The following is a 23,570-nucleotide window of genomic DNA, read 5'->3' on the forward strand; positions in this document are numbered from 1 at the left end:
AATATTAAATTTCAGTCATCTGCTGAACCCCGGCTTGCCATGCAGGCCGGGGTTTTTCATACTTGCGCCATGGCCTGTCTAACCTTTTGATAAAAGGCAATAAAATGGCGTCTTCCACTCAAGTTTCATTTTCCGTTTTGCAGCGTGTCGTTCACTGGGCGATGGCGCTTCTGATCTTCTTCAATCTGCTGTTTCCCGACGGCATGGCCCATGCCTACCGGTTGATACGGCGGGGCGAAACGCTGACGCCGGACCAGGTTTCTTCGGCCAATATCCACGCCTATGTCGGCTTCGCCATTCTGTTGCTTGCGGTTCTGCGCCTCTGTCTGCGCTTCGTCCAGGGCGTGCCGCCGCACCCAGAAAAGGAACCGCGTGCGTTCCAAATCGCCGCGAAGGTGGCGCATTTCACCTTCTATGCGCTGTTCTTCATCCTGCCCTTGTCCGGTATCGCCGCCTATTACTTCGGCGTCCGGGCTGCCGGGCAATTGCATTCCGGGCCGTTCAAGGTGTTGATGTGGGCGCTGATTGCCGGCCATCTCATTGCTGTTCTGGTCCACCAGTTTTATTGGCGCACCAATGTTCTGAAGCGCATGACACACGGCTAGAGCATTCGCACTTTTACTGGAAATGCTCCAAGCGGCGGTTTGTCACGTTCCCGGCCTGTCGAAAATCGAGGATGGTAGGTCTTGTCGCAAAGGCGGCAGGGGGTTCTGGAATGCGGGATAGCGAAGACATATTGCCGGGCGCCGACTGGCGGGATTGTTTCGAGGGAGAGATGGTGGCAGACGGATCGAGTTCGCTCGATGTCAGCAGGCTTCTTCTCGATCACCCTCCCGAATGGATCCGCAGCCTGATGGCGCTTCGAAACCGCGTCGTATCGCTTTTTGGTCTCAGAACGGTAGAGTTGGTGGCGGGAGCATCGGCGGGCGGATTTCCCGTACTGTCATCCACCCCGGCGCGAACCGTGCTCGGCTTCGACGACAACCATCTCGATTTCCGCATCGTCGTCGATCTGGAACAGGGAGTGGACCGGCAGGTCGTAAAGGTCACCACCATCGTCAGGCGCAAGAATCTGTTCGGACGCCTTTATCTTTTCGTCGTCGGTCCGTTTCACCGCCGCATCGTGCCGGCGACGATGCGGCCGTTTTGCACCAATATCCGTTCTGTCGGGATCGCAGACGAGCGGATCAATCGACCCGTGTCAGCGTGAAGCCCTGTGCACGCAGCAGTTCGACAACGCCTTCCTCGCCCGGCAGGTGTAGCGCGCCGACGGCCATGAAGACATTGCCCTTACCAAGTTCGGGGGCAGCCCGCTCCGCCATGACGTGATTGCGGTCGGTGATGATGCGTTGCTCGAAGGAGGCATAACCTTGGTCGCTCTCAGCCGCCTTCTTGGGGTCGAGGCTTTTCAGCATGGGCATGGTCATGCCGATATCGCCGCTGACATAGAGATCGGTCATGGTCGTCATGACGTCATCCATGCGGTCACCCAGTTCGAGCGTTTCGATCAGCGCCTGCAGATGAAACTCCATCGGCAGTTCGGACATGGCCGTCAGCTGCTCGACCATGGTCTCCAGCCCGACAAGATGCTTTCCGTCCGCGACGGCGTCTTCGGCCAGCTTCTTATCCAGAAAAGACAGGCCGGTGGCCTTGCGGGCAAATTCGCACGCGGGAAGGGCGACAAAGCTCGACAGCATCCACGGCTTCATGCGTGAAACGGCACTCAGCGGAATGCCGCGCTCTTTAAGACCTTTTTCAAGGCGTGCGACATTTTCGGGCGACAGGATGTCGGTGATCGACTTGCCGTCCAGAAACATGGTGAGGTCCGGTCTCGTCAGCAGCGATGCGGCAATCTTCTTGTCGTCGACGATTTCGTCCGATTCCACGATGACCGTCGCGGCTTTTTCGAAGGCGGGTGTGGCGGCGGCGGGCATGCCGAGAACACGCGGATCGGTGACATGCATGGTGCCGAGAAGAAAGGAGGAGGGCGTTCCGGCTTTTTCGATACGCCAGAAATTACCCTTGCCATTCGGGATCGCGGCAGCTTCCTGTTCGATCTTCGCTAGGCCCTGCGGGTCGCTCTTGCGCATCTCCACGAGAATGTCGCTGCCCGTGCAGCTTATCTCCTGTTCGGCGGCTTGCGCCTCACCCAGCGACAGCAAAGTCGCGAACAGTATTGCGATTGCGACGATATGCATCGCGGCGAGCAGCCAGAGCAGGGCGTCGCCGGTCTTGCCCATCAGGGTGGCGGTGAGATTTTGTGGCTTTATCAGGCTGTGCATAGGTACCATCCGGTTCTTGCTCGTTTATAGAACGGCGGCTTGGACGTCTGGTTAACGACTATGGTTAAGCAATTCCTGCTTCAGGCGCGCGGGTGGGCGTTGTCGTAGATTTCCAGCAATCTTGCGGTATCGACGCCGGTATAGATCTGCGTGGTGGAAAGGCTGGCGTGGCCGAGCAGTTCCTGAATGGTGCGCAGGTCACCGCCGCCGGCCAGAAGATGGGTGGCGAAGGAGTGGCGGAGCGCATGCGGCGTCGCGTTTTCCGGGAGGCCGAAAGCGCCGCGCAATTTCTGCATCTCGCGCTGGATGATGGCGGGTTGCAGCTTGCCGCCGCGCGCGCCGAGAAATAGCGGCTGGTCCGCTGCCAGATGATAGGGGCAGAGCTTTTTGTAGGCATCGACCGCTTCCGTCACAACTGCCAACAGGGGCACGATCCGGGTCTTGTTGCCTTTGCCGGTGATGCGCAGGCTGCGGGCGCCGGGCGTGAAATCGGCCGGAGCCAGCCCGAGCGCCTCGGAAATGCGAAGACCGCAGCCGTACAGAAGTGAGAGGACCGCGGCGTTGCGGGCAGCAATCCATGGCTCTTCGTTCAATTGTGCCTCGGCGGTGGTGATTTTCAGCGCTTGCCGGTCGGTCAGCGGCTTCGGCAGAGACTTTGGCTGTTTTGGTGAGCGCATGGCGGTGGCGCCGGCCGCATTCACCAGGCCTTTTTTTTGCAGATAATGAAGAAAGGAGCGCAGCCCCGCCAGATGCCGTCCCAGCGAGCGCGCACCGGCGCCTTCCCTGCGCCGGCTGGCCAGAAAAGCGCGAAGATCGACCGGACGCAGATCGGCAATGTCGGTGATGGAAGCTGGCTTGCCGATGTAACCGGTCAGGAACGTCAGGAACTGGCGAGTGTCGCGCTCATAGGCCTCGACGGTGTTGTCCGCAAGGCGGCGCTCGCCGGCAATCGCGGCGAGCCAGGACAGGCGCTCGTTCAAGAGATCGGGTGTGGCAAAAGTCAGGATTTCGGTCACGGGGCGCTCCATTCCTGTACCTAGGCTATCCCGCCATGGTCAGCATTTGGTTAAGGCTGATCCCCGGGCGTGGACTTTGCAAGGACGGGCCATTACATCCGGGCGGTTTCCTTTTTCACTCTATCGGGGCATGTTCGCCACATCATGGCAAAAGATTCGTCCGATCTGTTTGGGGCTCTGTTCGACCCACCGTCGCTCACGCGCACGGTGCCCGTTCTCGTGCCCATGCCGGCGCCGGGACCCTACAGCTATGCCGTGCCTGAAGATATGGTCGTGGAGACCGGCTCCGTCGTTCAGGTGCCGCTCGGCCCGCGGCAGGTCTTCGGCGTGGTGTGGGACGATGCCGGAGAAAAGAGCGTCGATCCGAAGAAGTTGCGGCCCATTACCAAAAGTTTCGAATGCCCGCCGATGAAAGTGGAAATGCGGCGCTTCATCGACTGGGTCGCCGCCTATACGCTTTCTCCCCCGGCCTTGTGGCACGCATGGCGCTGCGCGCGCCCGCCGCCTTTGATCCTGAGCCGATGATCGAGGGGCTGCGGTTGACCGAAGGCAGACCGGAGCGCCTGACGCCTGCCCGTGAGCGGGTGATGGAACTGGCGGCCGAGGGTCATGGCTGGACGAAGAGCGGACTTGCCCATGCCGCCGGCGTCTCCACCAGCGTTGTCGACGGTCTCGTCAAGCAGGGCGTGTTCGAGACGGTCTTTCTGCCCGCGCCGCCTGTCGTGGCAGAGCCGGATCCAGACTATGCCGAGCCACGACTGGAAGGCCCGCAGAGACAGGCGGCATCGGAAATTCTTGAGGATGTGCGCAAAGGCGGTTTTCATGTTTCGCTGATTGACGGCGTGACCGGCTCGGGCAAGACCGAGGTCTATTTTGAGGCGGTGGCCGAGACGCTGCGACAGGGCAAGCAGGTCCTTATCCTGTTGCCGGAAATAGCCCTGACCGCGGCCTTCCTCGAACGTTTTCAGGATCGGTTCGGGGCGAAGCCGGCGGAGTGGCATTCGGATCTGTCGCCGCGCATGCGCGAAAAGGTATGGCGGCAGGCGGTGACGGGCGAGGTGAAGGTGGTGGCCGGCGCCCGCTCGGCGCTTTTCCTGCCCTTCGACAATCTCGGTCTCATCATTGTCGACGAGGAACACGACCCGGCCTACAAGCAGGAGGACCGGGTCTATTATAATGCCCGCGACATGGCGGTCGTCAGAGCCCGGATCGCGGATTTCCCGGTGGTGCTGGTGTCCGCCACGCCGTCGGTGGAAAGCCAGGTCAACGGCAGTTCAGGCCGCTACAACACCATCCATCTGCACACGCGTTTCGGCGATGCGGCGATGCCCGATCTGCATCTGGTCGATATGCGTCGTCATCCGCCGGAAAGGGGAGGGTTTCTTTCGTCGGTTCTCCTGCGCGGTATCGGCAAGACCATCGAAAAGGGTGAGCAGTCCCTACTGTTTCTCAATCGTCGCGGTTACGCACCGTTGACGCTCTGCCGGGTTTGCGGACACCGTTTCCAGTGCCCGCAATGTTCCAGCTGGCTGGTGGAGCACCGGTTCCGCAATCAATTGCAATGCCACCAGTGCGGTCACAACGAGCCGACGCCGGACCATTGCCCGGAATGCGGCACCTTCGATCATCTGGTCGCCTGCGGGCCGGGCGTGGAGCGGATCGCCGAGGAGGTGGAGAAACATTTTCCGGATGCCCGCACCATCGTGCTCTCCTCAGACCTGATGGGCGTCAAGCGGCTGCGTCTGGAACTGGAGGCGATCGTCAAGGGCGAGGCTGATATCGTCATCGGTACGCAGCTCGTCGCCAAGGGGCACAATTTCCCCCTGATGACGCTTGTCGGCATCGTCGACGCCGATCTCGGCCTTGCCAATGGCGATCCGCGCGCAGCGGAGCGAACGTTCCAGCTGCTTTCGCAGGTGACGGGCCGTGCCGGGCGTACGGGACTTAAAAGCCATGGCTTGCTGCAGACATATCAGCCGCAGCATCCCGTCATGCAGGCGATCGTCTCCGGCGATGCGTCGGCCTTTTACGAAAGGGAGATCGTGGAGCGGGAGAAAGCCGTTCTGCCGCCCTTCGGGCGCCTCGCCTCGATCATCGTTTCCGCCGATACGCGGGCGGAAGCGGAAACCCATGCGCGTGGCCTCAGAGCGGCCGCGCCGCAGGTTACAGGCATCATGCTGCTCGGTCCGGCGGAAGCGCCACTGGCGCTGATCCGTGGCCGCCACCGCTTCCGTCTGCTGGTGCATGGGCGGCGCAATTCCGACATGCAGTCTTTCCTCCGAACGGTTCTGGCCAATGGCCCGAAGGAGCGGGGCAGCGTGCATGTACAGCTCGATATCGATCCGCAAAGTTTCCTTTGAACTTTATCAACAGGGGCGTTTTCCCGCTGTCATGACCGTGTCATAACGCAGCAGGCAAAAAACGATTTGGGGAACGAGATGGAGTTTTATTTTCCTGCCGAATTCGGCGAGCAGCTGGCCTTCGGCGCGGCGGTGGTGTCGGCCGTGATCGGCCTCTTCTTCATGTTTGCGCCGGGCCTTACCCTGCGCGCCTTCGGTCTGCAGGCGATCGGCGAGCGCCGTGATGGCTACGCGCTTGTGCGCTCATCGCTTGCCGGCTTCTATCTCGGCCTCGGCGCTGCCGCGCTGCTTCTGGCGCAGCCCATGGTCTATCTCGCTTTCGGCGCGGCCTTCGGTCTCAGTGTGTTCGGCGGCATTCTCTCCATTCTCTCCGATGGAGGCGCAACAGTGCGGAATTTCATACTTCTGGTTGTGCACCTTCTGTTGTCTGCACTGTCGTTGAGCTACGTGTTCGGACTGGTCTGAGACGTGCTTTTTGGCTTTTGTGCCGCACCTATGGCGCATCCTGGGCGGAATCGGAAAATTTAAACGCATTCCCCCTTGCCCAAACGGCGCTTTCCGCTATTACGCGTGTTGCGAGTCCCGGCGTCCTATGCTAGACGGACCGCGAAATTGGGAAAAGGCAGGGGGGAATTCCGGTCTTTTTCGGGGAAATTGAAACGATTTCAAGAATTTGATGCGGTGGAGCCCCCTCGCTGATGTTCTTGGACGATTAGCAGGGAAAAAGTGCCCGTGGCAGATACCTCCCATGGAACATCCGGTGTAGCCGAAAGGTATGCATCGTCGCTTTTCGAGCTTGCTTTGGAAGCGGGTGCGGTCGAGGCGGTTGGAGCCGATCTGGACAGGTTCGGCGCACTTCTCGACGAGAGTGACGATTTGAAGCGTCTGGTTGCGAGCCCGGTGTTTTCCGCCGAGGATCAGTTCAAGGCAATCACCGCAATCTGCGAGAAGGCCGGTATTGCCGGTCTAGCTATCAATTTCCTCAAGGTCGTTGCGAATAACCGCCGTCTCTTTGCCGTTCCCGGCATGATTCGCGCCTACCGCAGCATTGCCGCCGCCCATCGTGGCGAGATTACCGCCGAGGTCACCTCGGCACATGCGCTCGACGAAGCGCAGGAAACTGAACTGAAGGCGGCGCTGAAGAGCGTTACCGGTAAGGATGTGACGGTTTCCGTTACCGTCGATCCGTCGATCCTCGGCGGCCTGATCGTCAAGGTCGGCTCTCGCCAGATCGATACGTCTCTTCGCACCAAACTTTCCACCCTTAAGCTTGCACTGAAAGAGGTTGGCTGATGGATATCCGCGCCGCGGAAATTTCCGCAATTCTAAAAGATCAAATCAAAAATTTCGGCAATGAGGCGGAAGTCTCGGAAGTCGGTCAGGTGCTTTCCGTCGGTGACGGTATCGCCCGCGTCTATGGCCTCGACAATGTTCAGGCCGGCGAAATGGTCGAGTTTCCCGGCGGCATTCGCGGCATGGCGCTCAACCTTGAAGCCGACAACGTCGGTGTGGTTATCTTCGGTTCGGACCGTTACATCAAGGAAGGCGACACCGTAAAGCGGACTGGCGCTATCGTTGACGTTCCAGTCGGTCCGGAACTGCTCGGCCGCGTTGTTGACGCTCTGGGCAACCCGATCGACGGCAAAGGCCCGATCAATGCCGCCAAGCGTTCGCGCGTGGACGTCAAGGCTCCCGGCATCATTCCGCGCAAGTCGGTTCATGAGCCGATGTCGACCGGCCTCAAGGCTATCGACGCCCTTATCCCGGTTGGCCGCGGCCAGCGCGAGCTCGTCATCGGCGACCGCCAGACCGGCAAGACCGCGATCATTCTCGACGCGATCCTGAACCAGAAGGCCATTCACGACAATGGTCCGGAAGGCGACAAGCTTTATTGCGTCTACGTTGCTATCGGCCAGAAGCGTTCGACCGTTGCCCAGTTCGTAAAGGTTCTGGAAGAGCGCGGCGCCCTGCAGTATTCGATCATCGTTGCCGCTACGGCTTCCGATCCTGCTCCGATGCAGTATCTCGCTCCGTTTGCCGGTTGCGCCATGGGCGAATACTTCCGTGACAACGGCAAGCATGCTCTCATCGGTTATGACGACCTTTCCAAGCAGGCCGTCGCTTATCGTCAGATGTCGCTTCTGCTGCGCCGCCCGCCGGGCCGCGAAGCTTATCCGGGCGACGTTTTCTACCTTCACTCCCGTCTTCTGGAGCGCGCTGCGAAGCTCTCTGACGAAATGGGTGCTGGTTCGCTGACGGCTCTGCCGGTTATCGAAACCCAGGGTAACGACGTTTCGGCCTTCATTCCGACCAACGTGATCTCGATCACCGACGGCCAGATCTTCCTTGAAACCGACCTGTTCTATCAGGGCATTCGTCCGGCCGTTAACGTCGGTCTGTCGGTTTCGCGCGTTGGCTCCGCCGCCCAGATCAAGGCGATGAAGCAGGTTGCCGGTTCGATCAAGGGCGAGCTTGCCCAGTATCGCGAAATGGCCGCTTTCGCCCAGTTCGGCTCGGACCTTGACGCTTCGACGCAGCGCCTGCTTAACCGCGGTGCCCGCCTGACCGAGCTTCTGAAGCAGCCGCAGTTCTCTCCGCTCAAGACGGAAGAACAGGTCGCGGTGATTTTCGCTGGTGTCAACGGTTACCTCGACAAGATCCCGGTCGCACAGGTCGGCAAGTTCGAGCAGGGTTTCCTCTCCTACCTCCGCTCGGAAGGCAAGGCGATCCTCGACACCATCCGCACGGAAAAGGCAATCAGCGACGATACCAAGAGCAAGCTCAAGGGCGCTCTCGATAACTTCGCGAAGTCTTTCTCGTAATTTATTAGGGCTCTTTTACTCGGACGGATAACGGATGCCTTCACTAAAGGATCTGAAAAACCGCATTGCCTCAGTAAAGGCGACGCAGAAGATTACCAAGGCGATGAAAATGGTCGCCGCGGCGAAGCTTCGGCGCGCCCAGGAAGCTGCGGAGGCCGCCCGGCCTTATTCTCAGCGCATGAGCGTCGTTCTTGCCAACATCGCCAAGGCGGTTGAGGCGGACGTTGCTCCGGCGCTGATGACCGGCACCGGCAAGGACAACGTGCACCTGCTCGTTGTCTGCACGGCTGAACGTGGTCTTTGCGGTGGTTTCAACTCGCAGATTTCCCGTTTTGCCCGCGATCAAGCCCGCAAGCTGATTTCCGAAGGCAAGACGGTCAAGATCATCACGGTTGGCAAGAAGGGTTACGACAGCCTTCGTCGCGAATTTGCTGCGAACATCATCGAGCGTATTGAACTGCGCGAAGTGAAGAAGGTCGGTTTCGAAAACGCCGACCAGATCGCCAAGAAGGTGATCTCCCTGTTCAATGCGGGTGAATTCGACGTCTGCACGCTGATCTATTCGGAATTCAAGTCCGTCATCAGCCAGATCCCGACCGGCCTGCAGCTTATTCCTGCCGCAGCCCCTGTTGTGGAAGAGGTTGAGGCTACGCAGAACGCCGTCTACGAATATGAGCCCGATGCGGCTTCTATTCTGGAAGACCTTATTCCGCGCAACATTTCGGTTCAGGTTTTCCGGGCTCTGCTCGAAAACGTTGCCGGTGAAATGGGCGCCAAGATGAGCGCGATGGACAACGCAACGCGCAATGCCGGTGATATGATCAACAAGCTGACGCTTTCCTACAACCGTCAGCGTCAGGCTCAGATCACCAAGGAACTCATTGAAATCATTTCGGGCGCGGAAGCGCTCTGAGGTAAGGAAAGAGGGTAAGGATAATGGCTAAGGCAGCTACCCCCAAGAAAACCGCAGCGGTGAACGGCGCGGGCAAGGTTACCCAGGTTATCGGCGCTGTTGTCGACGTGGCGTTCGAAGGCGAACTGCCTCCGATCCTCAACGCGCTCGAGACCGATAACAACGGCAACCGCCTTGTTCTGGAAGTCGCGCAGCATCTCGGCGAAAACGTCGTCCGCACGATCGCGATGGACTCGACCGAAGGTCTGGTCCGTGGTCAGGTCGTCGCTGATACCGGCGCTCCGATCGAGGTTCCGGTCGGTCTGGAAACGCTCGGCCGTATCATGAACGTCATCGGCGAGCCGGTTGACGAAGCTGGCCCGATCGTGACGGCCAAGAAGCGCGCCATCCACCAGGATGCACCGTCTTACGTCGAGCAGTCGACGGAAGGCCAGATCCTGGTTACCGGCATCAAGGTCGTTGACCTTCTGGCTCCTTACGCCAAGGGCGGCAAGATCGGCCTGTTCGGCGGCGCCGGCGTTGGCAAGACGGTTCTCATCATGGAACTGATCAACAACGTCGCCAAGGCGCACGGCGGTTACTCGGTATTCGCCGGCGTGGGTGAACGTACCCGCGAAGGTAACGACCTCTATCACGAAATGATCGAGTCGAACGTCAACAAGCTTGGTGGCGGCGAAGGTTCCAAGGCAGCTCTCGTTTACGGCCAGATGAACGAACCGCCGGGCGCCCGCGCTCGCGTCGCTCTGACCGGTCTGACGATCGCTGAAAACTTCCGTGACGAAGGTCAGGACGTTCTGTTCTTCGTGGACAACATTTTCCGCTTCACGCAGGCTGGTTCGGAAGTGTCGGCTCTGCTCGGCCGTATTCCTTCGGCCGTGGGCTATCAGCCGACGCTCGCAACGGACATGGGCCAGATGCAGGAACGCATCACCACCACGAACAAGGGTTCGATCACCTCGGTTCAGGCGATTTATGTTCCCGCCGACGACTTGACCGACCCCGCGCCAGCCACTTCGTTTGCGCACCTTGACGCAACGACGGTTCTGTCGCGTTCGATCGCCGAAAAGGGTATTTACCCGGCTGTTGACCCGCTCGACTCCACCTCGCGCATGCTCGACCCGATGATCGTCGGTGAAGAACATTACGAAGTTGCCCGTAAGGTTCAGTCGACCCTGCAGCGCTACAAGTCCCTTCAGGACATCATCGCCATCCTCGGCATGGACGAACTGTCGGAAGAAGACAAGCTGACGGTTGCCCGCGCCCGTAAGATCGAGCGTTTCCTGTCGCAGCCGTTCTTCGTTGCCGAAGTCTTCACCGGTTCGCCGGGCAAGCTCGTCGCGCTCGAAGACACGATCAAGGGCTTCAAGGGCCTGGTCAACGGCGAATACGACAGCCTGCCGGAAGCAGCTTTCTACATGGTCGGTTCGATGGAAGAAGCCATCGAAAAGGCAAAGAAGCTGACTGCTGAAGCTGCCTGATTATGAATTGGCGGGCGCGTGGTTCAACTGCGCGCCTTGCCGACGATGACGGTGAAACCGGAAGGGTTTTGCCGACGTTGTAGCAAACAAGTCCGTGACGCCCGCGTAATTGAAAAGAAGTGAATAGCCATGGCTGACAGTTTCAAATTCGATCTCGTTTCCCCGGAACGTCTGCTCGTTTCCGAAACGGTTACGGAAGTCGTCATCCCGGCTACGCTGGGTGAAATGACGGTTCTGGCCAATCACGCGCCGACCATGACGACAATCAAGCCCGGTCTGGTAACGGTGAAGTTTGCCTCCGGCGAAACGCATAAGTATGTCGTTTTCGGTGGTTTTGCTGACATTCTTCCGACGGGTTGCACGCTTCTGGCTGAATCCGCCGTTTCGGCCGATGATATGTCCCCCGACACGCTGCAGAAGCGTATCGATGCGGCACGGTCCGAAATCCAGGAAGGCAATCATCACCACGAACACCTGACCAAGCTTGAAAAGCACCTCTACGAACTGACGAACCTGCATGAGGTTCTCGTCGCCGCTTGAAAGCACCGGGCGGGTTCGAAAGAATGACTGCCCACAAAATATTTAAAACAGAAAGCGGCCGTTTCGGTCGCTTTTTTGTTTTCAGCAGCCATGTGTTTCTCCTCAACACAGAAGAAATCCGATTCCCACTTATGTGGAGGCGTCTTGGTCTACTTAGTGTCGCTTGAGGAAATCGATTCCGATTATCTGGGCGATAGGCTAGATGTGATGGCGAAGAGGAGCGCCGACGTTGTCGATTAGAAACTGACGTGAGGGCGCGTTCCTTATCATGGAGGGATGATCGTCGTGTCGGCTGAAGCAAGTTATCGAAGGGTTGCGAGAACCGCGCTGCGACAGGGCGCCCTTACCACGGGTGAGCGTGCCGTGCCGGAGGAGGTGCCTGTCGCCTTTTCTTATGGTGGCAGCACCCATGCGGTGATGATGGCCAGTCCTGCCGATCTCATCGATTTTGCCGTTGGCTTCAGCCTTACCGAGGGAATCATATCGGCACGCGCTGAAATTCAGAGCATAGAGGTGGTCGAGGCCGGGCAGGGTTATGATGTCCAGGTGGATTTGATGGATGCCGAGGCCGATGCCCTGCGGGTGAGACGGCGGCATATGGCGGGCCCGGTGGGCTGCGGCCTCTGCGGGATCGAATCCATAGAACAGGCGGTTCGTGTGGTCCCTGATTTGAGCGACATGACAATGTCGGTCCAGGGGGATGACATCGTTGCCGCGGTGAAGGCGCTTAGCGAGGCGCAAAGCCTCAACCGGGAAACACGAGCCGTTCACGGCGCGGGTTTCTTCAATCCACAAGACGGCTTGCTTGCTGTGCGCGAAGATGTGGGCCGCCACAATGCGCTCGATAAATTGGCTGGCGCGGTCGTGAATGCCAGTATTTCCGCGGAGGCAGGTATTGTGGCCGTCACCAGCCGCCTGTCGGTGGAGATGGTGCAGAAGACGGCGATCCTCGGTTGTCCGGTTCTGGCGGCGATTTCTGCACCTACCGCGCTTGCCATCGAAACCGCGGAGAGAGCGGGCATCACGCTTGTTGCACTGGTCCGGGGTGAAGATTTTGAAATCTTCACCCGTGCGGACCGCGTTATTTTATAGCGCCGAAGGCCACAGTCTTGTCCGTGGCGTTGCGGCGTCAGCCGAGGCGGGGCCTAAAACTCCGCCCATTCGGCTACCGTGTTTCCGTGAGCCCTTGCCGTGGCGTATCGTGGCTGTGGTGCCGGCAGTCTGGTGATTGTAGCGGGCCTTTTGTCTGTCGGCTGGGCAGGTGATACTTGTCCCTCGCGCGATATTCTGAACTGCCGCAGCAATTCGTGCAGATTGTCCGCCTCATTGGCGAGGCCGTGGCTGGCAGCGGTGGTTTCCTCCACCATGGCAGCATTTTTCTGGGTTGCCTGATCCATGACGTTGACTGCCTGGTTGATTTCTCGAAGCCCGTTCGCCTGTTCGCGCGATGCCTCGACGATGGCCGAGACATTGGCATCGATTTCGCCCATCTGCGACTGAATATCACGCAAGGCACCGCCGGTTCTGCCGACCAGATCCACACCATTGGCGACCTGCTCGCGGGAGGTGTTGATGAGGGACTTGATTTCCTTGGCCGCAACGGCGGATCGTTGCGCAAGTTCCCGCACCTCCTGTGCCACCACAGCAAACCCCTTGCCCGCTTCGCCAGCACGGGCTGCTTCGACACCCGCATTCAGCGCCAGAAGGTTGGTCTGGAAGGCGATATCGTCGATGACGCCGATGATGTTGGTGATTTCGCCGGACGAGCGCGAAATCGCGTCCATGGCGGAAATTGCCTGCTGAACGACTTCACCGGAATGTTCCGCGTGATCTTTCGTGCGCAGCACCAGCTTCCCGGCCTCGCCGGCCCGCTGGCTGGCATCGGTAACGGTGGTGGTGATTTCCTCCAGCGCGGCTGCGGTTTCCTCCAGCGAGGCGGCTTGCTGTTCGGTGCGTTGCGAGAGTTGATCGGCGGCTATGCGGATTTCACCCGAGCCGGATGCGATTGTCGAGGCGTTATGGGCGATCGTCTGCATGGTGGACTGAAGCTTGCCGACCACGTCGTTGAAGTCGTGGCGCAGTTTTTCCATGCTGGGCACGAAGCTATTGTCGAGGCGCTGCAACAGATCGCCTTCGGCCAGCGCCTGCAACGCATCGGCTAGAGCGGTGATGGCGCTCATGCGTGGTGTTACGTCGGTCGCGAATTTCACAACTTTCACCACCTTGCCGGCCTCGTTCAGCACCGGATTATAGGCGGCCTGGATCCATATTTCCTTGCCGTTCTTTCCGTAGCGAACGAATTCATCCGAGATGAATTCACCCGATGCCAGCCGTTGCCAGAAACTGGCGTAAGCCGGGGATGCGGTATAGGCTGGGTCGCAGAACATGCGATGATGCCTGCCCTCGATCTCCTTCAGATCGTAGTTCACCGTGGCGCAGAAATTCGGATTGGCGGTGATGATCGTTCCGTCAGGCAAAAACTCGATGGTGGCCTGGGAGCGGGAAAGCGCCTCCAGCTTGCCCGCATCTTCTACTGCCTTGATCTTTTTTGCGGTGATGTCGGTTGCGATCTTGATGACCTTATAGGGCTTTCCAGACCGAAAGACGGGGTTGTAGGAGGCCTCGATCCAGATGGCCGATCCGTCCTTGCGGATGCGGCGATATTCCTTGGCCTGAAATTCGCCGCGTGCAAGAGATTCCCAGAATTCCTGATAGGCACGCGATGCGACAAGATCCCCGTCGCAGAACATGCGATGGTGCTTGCCGACGATCTCTGTAAGATCATAGCCGAGCGCCATGCAGAAATTGCGGTTTGCCGTGAGAATATTGCCTTTGAGATCGAACTCTATGACCGCCTGCGATCTGGAGATCGCATCGAGCATATTTCGGTTATCTGCGCTTTTCCCTAACCCCAGCATTAACGTCCCCCAAATATCGGCTCACGGCACGTGCTGCCGCACAGGAGGTGCGGTTCGGGCCGTATAATGTTGAACAACGAACAGGTTTTGCCACCGAAGGCAGCAATGCAGGCACTTGCGACTTTTCAACCTCGGTCAGGTATCAGCCCACGTGATATCGTGCAGGCCGGGTACTATTCGTCGGCTTTTAATATTAGATATCTATAATATTAAAATGTTCTTATTTAAGTTGCAGGACTAGCGGGAAAACAAAAACCGCCGGGCAGGTGCTCCGGCGGTCTGGTTCTGTTGTCGATAATCGCAGTTGAACGCTTGCGTCAGACTGTAATCGCCTGATCAGGCGGCGAGATCTTCTGCTTCGGTTCCCTTGAACATCTTTGCGAGGTTCAGGAAGCAGATCATGCCATGTTCGTTGGCGATGATGCCTTCGGAATAGGACTTGTCGAAAGAGGCCGAGATTTCAGGAACCGGCTGGACCTGATTTGCCGGGATCGTCAGGATATCCGAAACGCGGTCGACGAGCATGCCGATGACCATGTTGTGCACTTCGGCCACCACGATGGCGCTTCTTTCATTTGCAACGGTGCTTTTCATCCCCAGCTTGTGAGCCAGATCGATGATCGGGATGACCGAGCCGCGCAGGTTCATGACGCCGATGACGTCTTTCGGCGCGTGCGGAATGGGCGTGGAAGGCGCCCAGCCGCGAATTTCGCGGATGGTCGTCGTCTTCACGCAGAATTCCTGGTCATGCAGGCGGAATGCGATGATTTCGAGCGTCTCGCCGCCAAAGTTCGTAGAGTTTATCATTGCCATCAGAATTCTTCCCAATGCTCGCTGTGGAGGCCAGCGCAAGTGCACCGACACTTGCATGTGCGAATTTGGCGTTCTGCCTGGTGCCTGAACAGTCGGAAATCACGTTTCCGCCTTCAATGGATGATTCGTAGCATGAGATGGTTTCGCAAACCTAAATGCAGCCGGTCTCAATATTCCTTCTCGTAAAATATGCCGGCCGCACCCTCGCCATTGCCACCCGCTTCGCCGCGCAATTTCACGCCGCGCCCGACATCGAGGTTGATGATCGCCTTCGCGCCGGAATCACCGCTCTGCTGCAACTCGAGATAGGTTCTTTCATTGAGATATTTGCCGGCGGAAACGCGGGCCTGCCCTTCGGAGTCGGTGGAGATATCGAGATCGTCGACGCCGAGATTGCTTCTAAGCTTGTCGAACAGCGAGGTGGAACGCCCGCCGGCGAGCTGGGCGGCGGCATCCGCCAGCCGGGCGATCTGCAAGGCGGAGAGCTTGGACATGGACTGGCCGAAGATCAGCTGCGCCATAACTTCATCCTGCGGCAAAGCAGGGGATGAGGAGAAGGCGAATGTCGGGTCGTTGGCATTGCCGGAAACCGCGACGGTGATGGTGGCGGAACCCGTGGTAGACTCTGCCGCCATATCCAGAACCGGCACGAGGCCGCCGCCGAAGGTTATCTTGCCGGTCTTGAAATCGAGGCGGCGGGTCAGGATTTCGAGCCTGCCGCGGCGCATTTCAAATCCGCCGGAAATAACGGGAACAGCCGCCGTGCCGCGAATGGTCAGGTTGCCCGTCAGTTCGGCATCGACGCCACGCCCGCGCACGAAGATACCGCTCGGAGCGCTCACCTGCAGATCGAGATTGATGGTCGATGAACTACCACTGCCGCCCTGATCGTTACCGAGTGCCTTTACCTGCGCCCGCACCTGCGGTGGGGCGTTCTTGTGCTTGACGTCGATTTCCGTCAGCGAGGCTGGAAGTTTCTCCGGAATGGTGATGGCGCTTCTGTCCAGCGTCAGCTTGCCGCCAAGCATGGGCGAATTCAGGAGCGGACCTTTCAGCGTCAGCGTGCCGCTGACGACCGTCGTCACCAGCGTGCCGTCATTATAACCGGCGCGATCCAGGGTGATGGTAATGTCTGCCGGGAAACCCGATCCGCCGACTATACCGACACTGCCGGTTCCGGAGATAGTTCCGCCGCCCGCAAGCTTGCCCGTCAGGCGGGAGATGACGGCGCGATCGCGATCGAAGGTGACGGTTGCGGCCAATCCGTTGATCGTCAGGTTCCGGCGCACATCGGTCAGGCGCGTGCCATCGGTGGTGATGCTGCCAGTAACGACAGGGGCAGAAGCGCTGCCGGAGATTTTCACATCGATGGCGGCTGTGCCGTCCACGTCGAGGCCCTGTGCCGCAGTTTGCGCCGCAATGGCGGAGAAGGGCAGTTTTCCGGTAAAGGCCATGGAAAGGGGGCGGTTGCCGGCAATGCCGAGGGAGCCGCCGCCCGAAAGCGACATGCCGCCCTGACCGGTTACGTTTGTGTCGATCTGCAGGGTACCAGCGGCAAAACGGCCGTTGGCCTTGATGCCGAGTGCGGCAAGCCCGGCGGCACGGGTCTGGGCCACCTCGGCATTGGTCCAGTTCAGATTATAGTCGACGGCCGGATCGGATGCTGCACCCTTGGCGCTGACCGTACCGGATATGTTGCCCGCCGCATCCAGACCGGTGGCGAAGGCATTGGCCAGACTTGCGGGAAGCGAGCGGATATCGGCGTTGATGTCGAGTGTCGATCCGGCGCTACCGTTGACTTCGACGCGCCCGTCGCCCGTGATAATTGTCAGGCCGGAGATGCGGGCCGTACCGTTCTCGATCGCAATGGTGCTCGGTTTTTCGAGCCTGACGGCAATGCCCTTGGGGGCGGCCGAGAAAGCATCGATCCGCACTGTTATCGGCGTTCCGCCGGTGCTGGCGCTGCCTTTCGCCACCAGCGGCGCGTTGTCGTAGCGACCGTTGACATCGAAATTGGTCGTCGTGCCGGAATGTCCGATGGTGGCATTCAGCGCAGAAATCGCCGCAGTGCCGGCGTTGACGCTGTCGGCGCTGATCTTTCCGTTGATGGCGAGAGCCTGCAGGTCATCGATGGAGATATCGGCGGCGAGCTTGGAAATCACCGTCGTGCCCTGGCGGATGCTGCCGCCATTCGCCTTTATCGTTGCGGCAATCCGGCCATTGGCGTTGCTCAGGGCTATATCACCGGCAACATCGCCTTCCGCCTGTTGCGCAGCAAGTGCCGCCAGCAGTGCCAGGTCCGGGAAATTGAAGGAGAGATTGCCCGAGGGGAGGAACTGCTGCGAGAATTGCAGCTGCCCGTTCAATATGTTGCGGCCCACCGCCACATGAAGTTCGGGGATTGCCGTGCCGTTTTCGGTCTGCACTACGTTGGCGTTGGCGTCGATCTTCTGCCGGTCAAGGCTGCCGCTGGCGGTCAGTTTTGCCTGCGGTGCGGCCGGATCGGCCTTGCCAGAGGCATTGACCTTCAGCGCTTCGAGTTTTCGTCCGGCAAGGGTCGCACTTTCGGAACTCAAGGTAACGTTGAAATCGGGTGCGGTGAGCGCGCCGCTGGCTTCGATTGCAAAATCGGCAACGCCCTTCGCCTGCGGCGTCAGTTTTTCGAGAGCGGGAAATTTGCCCGTCAGGCTGGCGCTTAACGCATCGTTTTCGAGGCTGACACCACCAGCCGCCTCAATCGTTCCGGATTTGACCACGAGGTTCTGAACGCTGGTGCGCCCGCCAATGGTCAGGTCGATATCGCCCTGCAGGGCAATAGTGGTGTCGAATTTTTCCGCCAGAGCTGGCGGCAGGGTGGCGGGCAGCGCGAAGAGCTGTACGCTGGATGTCAGGCGGTTATTGGTAAGGTCGAAACTGCCGTTCAGCGTTCCGCCGATACTGGCGCTCTCCAGCGTCGCGCCGTCAAAGCCGATGGCGGAAGAGGTGAGGCTGAGTGGTGCCTTGATGGTGACGGGCGCCCGCACCAGCCGATCGATATCCGGGCTGACGAAGGACGATTGCGCTACGGACAGAACGGTTTCGATGGTGCCGCTGCGATTGGCAATGTTGAGATTGCTGCTCTTGGCCGTCAGTTTTATGTCGTCAAGCTTGCCCTGCGGCAGGGAAAGGCTGCGCAACGACGCGGTGGTGTCGAGATGGGCGGCATCGGCGTTGCCTTTCAGGGAAAGATCAAGGCCGTTGATGAGGGCCTGGACCTCGCCATTGTTGAGCGGCCAGCGGAAATCTACGGGGCCGGCGGTGCCGATGAGGTTGGCGCTGAGATCGTTCTGGCCGTTCGGATCGACGATGCCGGAGGCTGTCAGCAGCAATGTGCCGGTCTCCAGCGTGCTGCTGCCGATTTCGATGCGGCCTTGCGGCGAGAGCGTGGCGTTTGCATCGAGCTTGGTCTCACCGGCAAAAAGCTGGCGGAAAGCAGGAGGCAGAAGCAGATCGGGCTGGCCGCCGCCTGCAATCTCGATACGGCGTGTGCCGTCATCGCCAAGAAGATGGTGGCCGGTGACATTGACAACCTGGTTGCCGGCAACATTGCCGCGCAAGGTGCCGGTCCAATCGGAAAGCGGTCCTTCGCCGTTCACGTCGATGGCCACTGCTGGCGTGCCGGGAAGCGAAAGCAGCGTGGCGAGAAGCCCGCCCTCGGGCTCCTTCATCTCGGCTTTCAGCTTTAAGACATTTTCATTCGGCAGAAATGCAATGTCTGCATTGATGGCGGCGTCCGGAGCATTCTGCCGGCGGGCGGTGAGCGACAGCCTGATGTCGTCCTTTGCGGCCTTGAGATTGCCTTCGGCGGTCAGGTCGAAGGGGCGACCAAGAAGCGACTGCCCGAGGCTGATGTCGGGAAAATTGAAATCGTCGATGCCGATTTCAATCGGCAGCGAAGAACTGCCGGAGCTTTTGGTTGCTGTTTGCTCAGGGGCAAGCGGTTTGCGCTCGACATCGATCGATCCGGCTGACACCCGGTCGGCATGGAAGGTTCCGGCAAGAAGCGAGAGCGGCGACCAGTCGACGGCAATCTGGTTCACACGGGCGTAAGGTCCCTGTCGATCCGAAAGGGTGACATTGTCGAGCCGCAGGCGACCGGTCAGAAGACCGCTGGGCGGAGAGATTTCGATCGTCTGGTCAGGCGTGGATACGAGTGATGAAATCTGCTTTGCGGCAATTCTGGCGCCCATCGGGGTCAGACCGACGAACAGAACCGCAAGCAACACCAGCACCACGCCGCAAAGAGCAGCATAGCCCAGCCATTTCAGCAATCGAATCAAAGTTTTCATCAAGCGTAATCTACACTCTGTTGCTAGGGTGTTCGATGGCGGCGTTTAAAAAGACTGGCCGATGCCAGCATAAATGCCGAAATTGTTGCCACCATCATATTTTTCAAGCGGCATGGCGACATCGAGACGCAGAGGCCCGAAGGGCGTCGCGTAACGCAAACCGATACCGGCGCCAGCCCGGATATCGGAGAAATCGGGAGTCACCTCATCCGAAACCACGCCGGCGTCGATGAAGGGCACAATGCCGATCGTATCGGTGACCTTGATGCGGGCCTCGATGGAGCCGACCACATAGGAACGGCCGCCGGTCGCGTCGCCGGCAGCGTTATAGGGCGATATTTCCTGATAGCTGTAACCGCGCACCGATCCGCCGCCGCCGGCATAAAAGCGCCGGGTGGTGGGGATGTCCTGCAGGTTGCTGCCGCCGACGAGCACGCCGCCGGAGAGCTTTCCGGCCATGATCAGCCGGTCTTCGGCGCCAAGTCCCTTGTAGCCCGAAATGGAGCCTTCAAAGGAGGAGAAGAACGTGCCGTTCAGCGCTTCGTAGCTGGGCTTGGCAGCCAGCGATGCGCGAAAGCCTTCGGTGGGATTGAGCTTGTCGTCGCGCGTGTCGCGAACAAACTCCAGCGGAATGGAGGTGGTCAGATATTCATTCTTGCCGAATGCGTCTTCGGTGTCGGACCATTGCACCTCAAGACCGGCAGCGGCGGTATCGGTGTCGTTCAGCTCATAGCTGAAACCGGCGGCTCCCGTCAGCGTCTTCGCCTCATAGGTATCGGGATGCTCGGTCTTGGCAATCAGGCTGGTCTTGAATGTGGTGCGCGGATTGAACATGCCGGGCTTGGTGAAGGTGATGCCCGCCGAATAGTCCATGCCTTCGACGCTCGACGCTTCGGCAATGCGCGAAACCGAGCCTTCGATACGCAGCGATTCCGCCTGTCCGAACAGGTTCCGGTGGCCCCAATAACCCTGAAGGCCGATGCCTTCCGTAGTGGAATATTGCGCGCCGACACCGAAATAGCGGTGCTTGCCTTCCGACACCTCGATGGTGAGCGGAATGGAGCCGTCGCGCGAAAGCGTTCCGGCTTCCTTGATTGTCAGGCTGGAAAAGACGCCGAGCTGGCGCAGCCGGTCCGCAGCCTTGCGCAGCTTTTCCGGGGAATAGGGTTCGCCGCCATTGAGGCGCGAATAACGGCGAATGAAGTCGCCATCGACGGTTTTTTCGCCGGTGACAGTTACAGCACCGAGGGGAGCGACCGGTCCGCCTTCAGCGGCCATGGTAATGTCGACCGTGTTCGTCGCGTGGTTCGCAACCGCCTCGCGTTTCGTCAGCTTGGCAAGCGGGCGGCCTTCGGCCTTCAGATCGGCGATCAGTTTGTTGCCGGCGCGAATAATCGCCAGAGATCCGGCATCGCCGCCGGTCGTCAGGCCGTATTGCTCGAGGTTGCGGCCGGTCACATCACCCTCAAGCCGGACATTGCCAAGCGTGAAGACCGGGCCGGGCGTGACCGTGATCACCACGGGCACCGGCGCGGAATGATCGAACACCGGATTGGGCGGCAGATCATCCACGTCCTTGCCGGCGACGGTGACCTTGACGATGCCGCCATAACGGGCGTTTTCATAAAGTGCCGCGATCAGCCGGTCCCGGTCATCGCGCGCCTTGATCAGAAGGCCGAGATCGCCGGAGGCAGGTTTGTCCTTGTCGGCCAGAAGAAGCGAGCTGTTTTCCAGGCTGCCTTTGAGGGATTTATCGGCGTCGGCCGCATCAAGCGTGACGGCATATTTGACCGGATTGATAACTTCAATCTCCGGTTCTTCCGAACCCCAGAGGCGCACGCCGAACAGCTTGAAGGCAAAAGCGTCGCGGGTAAACGCCGGATACAGGGCGAACGTGACTGCAACCGCAAGAGCGGTGCAAGCTTTCCGATACGCAATACCTGTCTTCGGGTTAGTCCGTGTTCTTCGCATAAGCTGCTTTATGGTTGAGCATTTATTATCGCTCTGACCCGTTTCCTGTCCGTTAACATTGCAATTTAATCATAAGCGAACGGCTTTGGGGACTCTTTGGCTCGTGTTTTGCCCCATTAACGCAAAAAGCCCCGGGTGACCGGGGCTTCTGTGCAACGGTATCTCGTGCAGCGATTAACGGCAACGCGCCGTGTAACGCTGACCGTACTGGTCGCGATAATAGCAATAACCCGGCTCGGATGCATTGCCGATCAACGCGCCGCCGACACCGCCGATCGCTGCGCCAACTGCTGCGCCGCGAACGTTGCCCGTGATTGCCCCACCAATAACAGCGCCGGAAACGGCACCGATCGAAGCGCCCTTTTCAGTCTGCGTGCAGCTTGCAAGCGACAGGCCGACGAGCGCAAATATGATTGCCTTTTTCATGAAACTCTCTCCAACGTTACAATGAGCTCTTCGGCTCGGTAGGCGTCCCATATTTATCTGCGGCGACTGCTACCTCCGACCGCTACAGATAACTAACAATTCGATACCGTTTAGGGAAGCCTCATCTTCCGGGCATTCCTGCGAGCGTAAATCGATTGCGTGCCAGACAACGGCGCGGTGCGAAAAAGGTTCCAAATCTCGCGGTTTTTTGATGTGAATCAATTTTGTACTTTTCATCCGCATCTATAAACGGTTTATTGGAATGGTTCAAAACAACGGCGAATTGACGCAGACGTGGTTAAAGCAGCTCGCAAGGGTTGACGGTCCCGGTGTCGAGGCAGAAAAACGATCTGGTCAATTCTGGAGCATGGCATGGACTTCGAGGCATTTTTCACAACGGAACTGCAGAGCCTGCATTCTGAGGGACGCTATCGCGTTTTTGCGGATATCGAACGCCAGCAGGGCAATTTTCCCCGCGCGACACGGTACAACGCCAATGGCGAACGCAAGGACGTAACCGTCTGGTGTTCCAACGATTATCTGGGCATGGGCCAGAACCCGAAAGTCATCGAAGCCATGAAAGCCGCCATCGATCACTGTGGCGCGGGTGCGGGAGGCACCCGGAACATTTCGGGCACCAACCATTATCACGTCCTGCTGGAGCAGGAACTTGCCGATCTGCACGGCAAGGAATCGGCGCTGATCTTCACGTCGGGTTACGTTTCCAACTGGGCGACACTCGGCACACTTGGCCAGAAAATTCCCGGCCTCATCATTTTCTCCGATGCGCTCAACCATGCATCGATGATTGAGGGTATCCGTTACGGCCGTTGCGAGCGGGTGATCTGGAAGCACAACGATCTCGAAGATCTCGAGGCGAAGCTCAAGGCTGCCGATCCAAATGCGCCCAAGCTCATCGCCTTTGAATCCGTCTATTCGATGGACGGCGATATCGCGCCGATCAAGGAAATCTGCGATCTTGCCGATCGTTATGGCGCAATGACCTATCTCGACGAGGTTCACGCCGTCGGCATGTACGGCCCGCGCGGCGGCGGCATCGCCGAGCGCGAAGGTCTGATGGACCGCCTGACAATCATCGAAGGAACGCTCGGCAAGGCCTTCGGCGTGATGGGCGGTTATATTACCGGTTCCACGGCGGTCTGCGATTTCATCCGTTCTTTCGCCTCCGGCTTCATCTTCACGACGGCCCTGCCGCCTTCGCTTGCCGCTGGTGCAATCGCTTCGATCCAACATCTGAAGGCAAGCCCCTTCGAGCGCGCCCGCCATCAGGACCGTGTGCGCAAGCTGCGCGGCCTTCTGGATGCACGCGGCATTCCGCATATGGACAATCCCAGCCATATCGTGCCGGTCATGGTGGGCGATGCCGCCAAGTGCAAATGGATTTCGGATATCCTGCTCGACAATCACGGCGTCTACGTGCAGCCGATCAATTATCCGACCGTTCCGCGTAAGACCGAGCGTCTGCGCATCACGCCGACACCGCTGCACACCGATGCCGACATCGAACAGCTGGTCGGCGCGCTGCACCAGCTCTGGTCGCATTGCGCGCTGGCGCGTGCAGTAGCGTAATACCGGGCAGATATTTCTCGTTAAGAGAGCGAAGAGCCGTCCGAGGCGAATTTTGACGCTGAATGCGTTACATCGGATACTCTTCGCTTGATATCAGGCGCATACAGCTGTTG

17 protein-coding genes and 1 pseudogene are annotated in these 23,570 nt (G+C 59.1%); 11 read left to right on the forward strand and 7 right to left on the reverse strand.

Translation table 11 applies throughout. The annotated features are described in order from the left end of the window. Positions 1 to 104 precede the first annotated feature (104 nt). Positions 105 to 605 (forward strand): cytochrome b, encoded by a 501-nt coding sequence (locus RBH10_RS23665; protein ID WP_281038219.1) that lies wholly within the window; start codon positions 105 to 107, stop codon positions 603 to 605. A gap of 110 nt (positions 606 to 715) precedes the next feature. Further along, positions 716 to 1,210 carry a DUF2867 domain-containing protein gene (locus RBH10_RS23670; RefSeq protein WP_281038218.1) on the forward strand — a complete coding sequence of 165 codons (495 nt, stop codon included), beginning with the start codon at positions 716 to 718 and terminating at the stop codon, positions 1,208 to 1,210. Here the strand turns inward: RBH10_RS23670 and RBH10_RS23675 are convergent. Both RBH10_RS23675 and RBH10_RS23680 read right to left on the reverse strand, forming a co-directional pair. Then, positions 1,188 to 2,282 carry a TraB/GumN family protein gene (locus tag RBH10_RS23675; protein ID WP_281038217.1) on the reverse strand — a complete coding sequence of 365 codons (1,095 nt, stop codon included), beginning with the start codon at positions 2,280 to 2,282 and terminating at the stop codon, positions 1,188 to 1,190. The two genes, RBH10_RS23670 and RBH10_RS23675, sit on opposite strands and share 23 nt — an antisense overlap. 80 nt (positions 2,283 to 2,362) lie before the next feature. Next, entirely contained in the window at positions 2,363 to 3,310 is a 948-nt protein-coding gene (locus RBH10_RS23680) for a tyrosine recombinase XerC (RefSeq protein ID WP_281038216.1), read from the reverse strand. Between the two features lie 132 nt (positions 3,311 to 3,442). Between RBH10_RS23680 and RBH10_RS23685 the strand changes: the two are divergent. The 8 genes and pseudogenes from RBH10_RS23685 (at position 3,443) to fdhD (ending at position 12,503) form a co-directional block, all read left to right on the forward strand. Then, a pseudogene (locus tag RBH10_RS23685) lies at positions 3,443 to 5,658 on the forward strand (primosomal protein N'). 78 nt (positions 5,659 to 5,736) lie between these two features. Then, a complete protein-coding gene (locus tag RBH10_RS23690; protein ID WP_045021196.1) occupies positions 5,737 to 6,123 on the forward strand; it encodes a phage infection protein in 387 nt (128 codons plus the stop codon). Positions 6,124 to 6,384: 261 nt separating this feature from the next. Next, a complete protein-coding gene (locus RBH10_RS23695) occupies positions 6,385 to 6,951 on the forward strand; it encodes a F0F1 ATP synthase subunit delta (RefSeq protein ID WP_281038214.1) in 567 nt (188 codons plus the stop codon). After that, a complete protein-coding gene (gene atpA / locus RBH10_RS23700; RefSeq protein WP_281038213.1) occupies positions 6,951 to 8,480 on the forward strand; it encodes a F0F1 ATP synthase subunit alpha in 1,530 nt (509 codons plus the stop codon). The genes RBH10_RS23695 and atpA overlap by 1 nt, the downstream gene beginning before the upstream one ends. Positions 8,481 to 8,514: 34 nt before the next feature. Beyond that, the gene (locus tag RBH10_RS23705; protein ID WP_281038212.1) at positions 8,515 to 9,393 is read left to right on the forward strand and encodes a F0F1 ATP synthase subunit gamma; all 879 of its coding nucleotides are present in this window, start codon (positions 8,515 to 8,517) and stop codon (positions 9,391 to 9,393) included. A gap of 23 nt (positions 9,394 to 9,416) precedes the next feature. Beyond that, the gene (gene atpD / locus RBH10_RS23710; protein ID WP_003516750.1) at positions 9,417 to 10,871 is read left to right on the forward strand and encodes a F0F1 ATP synthase subunit beta; all 1,455 of its coding nucleotides are present in this window, start codon (positions 9,417 to 9,419) and stop codon (positions 10,869 to 10,871) included. Positions 10,872 to 11,000: 129 nt separating this feature from the next. Then, positions 11,001 to 11,411, forward strand: coding sequence for a F0F1 ATP synthase subunit epsilon (locus RBH10_RS23715; protein WP_281038211.1), 411 nt, complete (start codon positions 11,001 to 11,003; stop codon positions 11,409 to 11,411). Positions 11,412 to 11,687: 276 nt separating this feature from the next. Further along, on the forward strand, positions 11,688 to 12,503 hold the full coding sequence (fdhD, locus tag RBH10_RS23720) for a formate dehydrogenase accessory sulfurtransferase FdhD (protein ID WP_281038210.1): 816 nt from the start codon (positions 11,688 to 11,690) through the stop codon (positions 12,501 to 12,503). Positions 12,504 to 12,556: 53 nt separating this feature from the next. Here fdhD and RBH10_RS23725 read toward each other — a convergent pair whose 3' ends face one another. The 5 genes from RBH10_RS23725 to RBH10_RS23745 form a co-directional block, all read right to left on the reverse strand. Next, positions 12,557 to 14,293 carry a methyl-accepting chemotaxis protein gene (locus tag RBH10_RS23725; RefSeq protein ID WP_372339800.1) on the reverse strand — a complete coding sequence of 579 codons (1,737 nt, stop codon included), beginning with the start codon at positions 14,291 to 14,293 and terminating at the stop codon, positions 12,557 to 12,559. A 372-nt stretch (positions 14,294 to 14,665) separates the two neighbouring features. Beyond that, positions 14,666 to 15,142, reverse strand: coding sequence for a chemotaxis protein CheW (locus RBH10_RS23730; protein ID WP_003504949.1), 477 nt, complete (start codon positions 15,140 to 15,142; stop codon positions 14,666 to 14,668). Positions 15,143 to 15,309: 167 nt separating this feature from the next. Then, positions 15,310 to 19,470 (reverse strand): translocation/assembly module TamB domain-containing protein, encoded by a 4,161-nt coding sequence (locus tag RBH10_RS23735; RefSeq protein WP_281038208.1) that lies wholly within the window; start codon positions 19,468 to 19,470, stop codon positions 15,310 to 15,312. Positions 19,471 to 19,515: 45 nt separating this feature from the next. Beyond that, complete coding sequence (locus RBH10_RS23740; protein WP_281038207.1) at positions 19,516 to 21,441, reverse strand: autotransporter assembly complex family protein; 1,926 nt, start codon at positions 21,439 to 21,441, stop codon at positions 19,516 to 19,518. Between the two features lie 174 nt (positions 21,442 to 21,615). Further along, positions 21,616 to 21,867 carry a YMGG-like glycine zipper-containing protein gene (locus RBH10_RS23745; protein ID WP_003504940.1) on the reverse strand — a complete coding sequence of 84 codons (252 nt, stop codon included), beginning with the start codon at positions 21,865 to 21,867 and terminating at the stop codon, positions 21,616 to 21,618. Between the two features lie 372 nt (positions 21,868 to 22,239). On the opposite strand from RBH10_RS23745, the gene hemA reads away from it, so the two are divergent. Further along, a complete protein-coding gene (hemA, locus tag RBH10_RS23750) occupies positions 22,240 to 23,457 on the forward strand; it encodes a 5-aminolevulinate synthase (RefSeq protein ID WP_045021181.1) in 1,218 nt (405 codons plus the stop codon). Positions 23,458 to 23,570: the final 113 nt, after the last annotated feature.

This window comes from Rhizobium sp. AN73, assembly GCF_030757975.1.
Taxonomy (GTDB): domain Bacteria; phylum Pseudomonadota; class Alphaproteobacteria; order Rhizobiales; family Rhizobiaceae; genus Agrobacterium; species Agrobacterium arsenijevicii.

What these genes read in the sequence shown, in the direction of transcription:
- RBH10_RS23665 (WP_281038219.1), top strand. Translation starts at nt 105, where the DNA reads ATGGCGTCTTCCACTCAAGTTTCATTTTCCGTTTTGCAGCGTGTCGTT.
- RBH10_RS23670 (WP_281038218.1), top strand. Translation starts at nt 716, where the DNA reads ATGCGGGATAGCGAAGACATATTGCCGGGCGCCGACTGGCGGGATTGT.
- RBH10_RS23675 (WP_281038217.1), bottom strand. Translation starts at nt 2,282, where the DNA reads ATGCACAGCCTGATAAAGCCACAAAATCTCACCGCCACCCTGATGGGC.
- RBH10_RS23680 (WP_281038216.1), bottom strand. Translation starts at nt 3,310, where the DNA reads ATGGAGCGCCCCGTGACCGAAATCCTGACTTTTGCCACACCCGATCTC.
- RBH10_RS23690 (WP_045021196.1), top strand. Translation starts at nt 5,737, where the DNA reads ATGGAGTTTTATTTTCCTGCCGAATTCGGCGAGCAGCTGGCCTTCGGC.
- atpA (WP_281038213.1), top strand. Translation starts at nt 6,951, where the DNA reads ATGGATATCCGCGCCGCGGAAATTTCCGCAATTCTAAAAGATCAAATC.
- RBH10_RS23705 (WP_281038212.1), top strand. Translation starts at nt 8,515, where the DNA reads ATGCCTTCACTAAAGGATCTGAAAAACCGCATTGCCTCAGTAAAGGCG.
- atpD (WP_003516750.1), top strand. Translation starts at nt 9,417, where the DNA reads ATGGCTAAGGCAGCTACCCCCAAGAAAACCGCAGCGGTGAACGGCGCG.
- RBH10_RS23715 (WP_281038211.1), top strand. Translation starts at nt 11,001, where the DNA reads ATGGCTGACAGTTTCAAATTCGATCTCGTTTCCCCGGAACGTCTGCTC.
- fdhD (WP_281038210.1), top strand. Translation starts at nt 11,688, where the DNA reads ATGATCGTCGTGTCGGCTGAAGCAAGTTATCGAAGGGTTGCGAGAACC.
- RBH10_RS23725 (WP_372339800.1), bottom strand. Translation starts at nt 14,293, where the DNA reads ATGCTCGATGCGATCTCCAGATCGCAGGCGGTCATAGAGTTCGATCTC.
- RBH10_RS23730 (WP_003504949.1), bottom strand. Translation starts at nt 15,142, where the DNA reads ATGGCAATGATAAACTCTACGAACTTTGGCGGCGAGACGCTCGAAATC.
- RBH10_RS23735 (WP_281038208.1), bottom strand. Translation starts at nt 19,470, where the DNA reads ATGAAAACTTTGATTCGATTGCTGAAATGGCTGGGCTATGCTGCTCTT.
- RBH10_RS23740 (WP_281038207.1), bottom strand. Translation starts at nt 21,441, where the DNA reads ATGCGAAGAACACGGACTAACCCGAAGACAGGTATTGCGTATCGGAAA.
- RBH10_RS23745 (WP_003504940.1), bottom strand. Translation starts at nt 21,867, where the DNA reads ATGAAAAAGGCAATCATATTTGCGCTCGTCGGCCTGTCGCTTGCAAGC.
- hemA (WP_045021181.1), top strand. Translation starts at nt 22,240, where the DNA reads ATGGACTTCGAGGCATTTTTCACAACGGAACTGCAGAGCCTGCATTCT.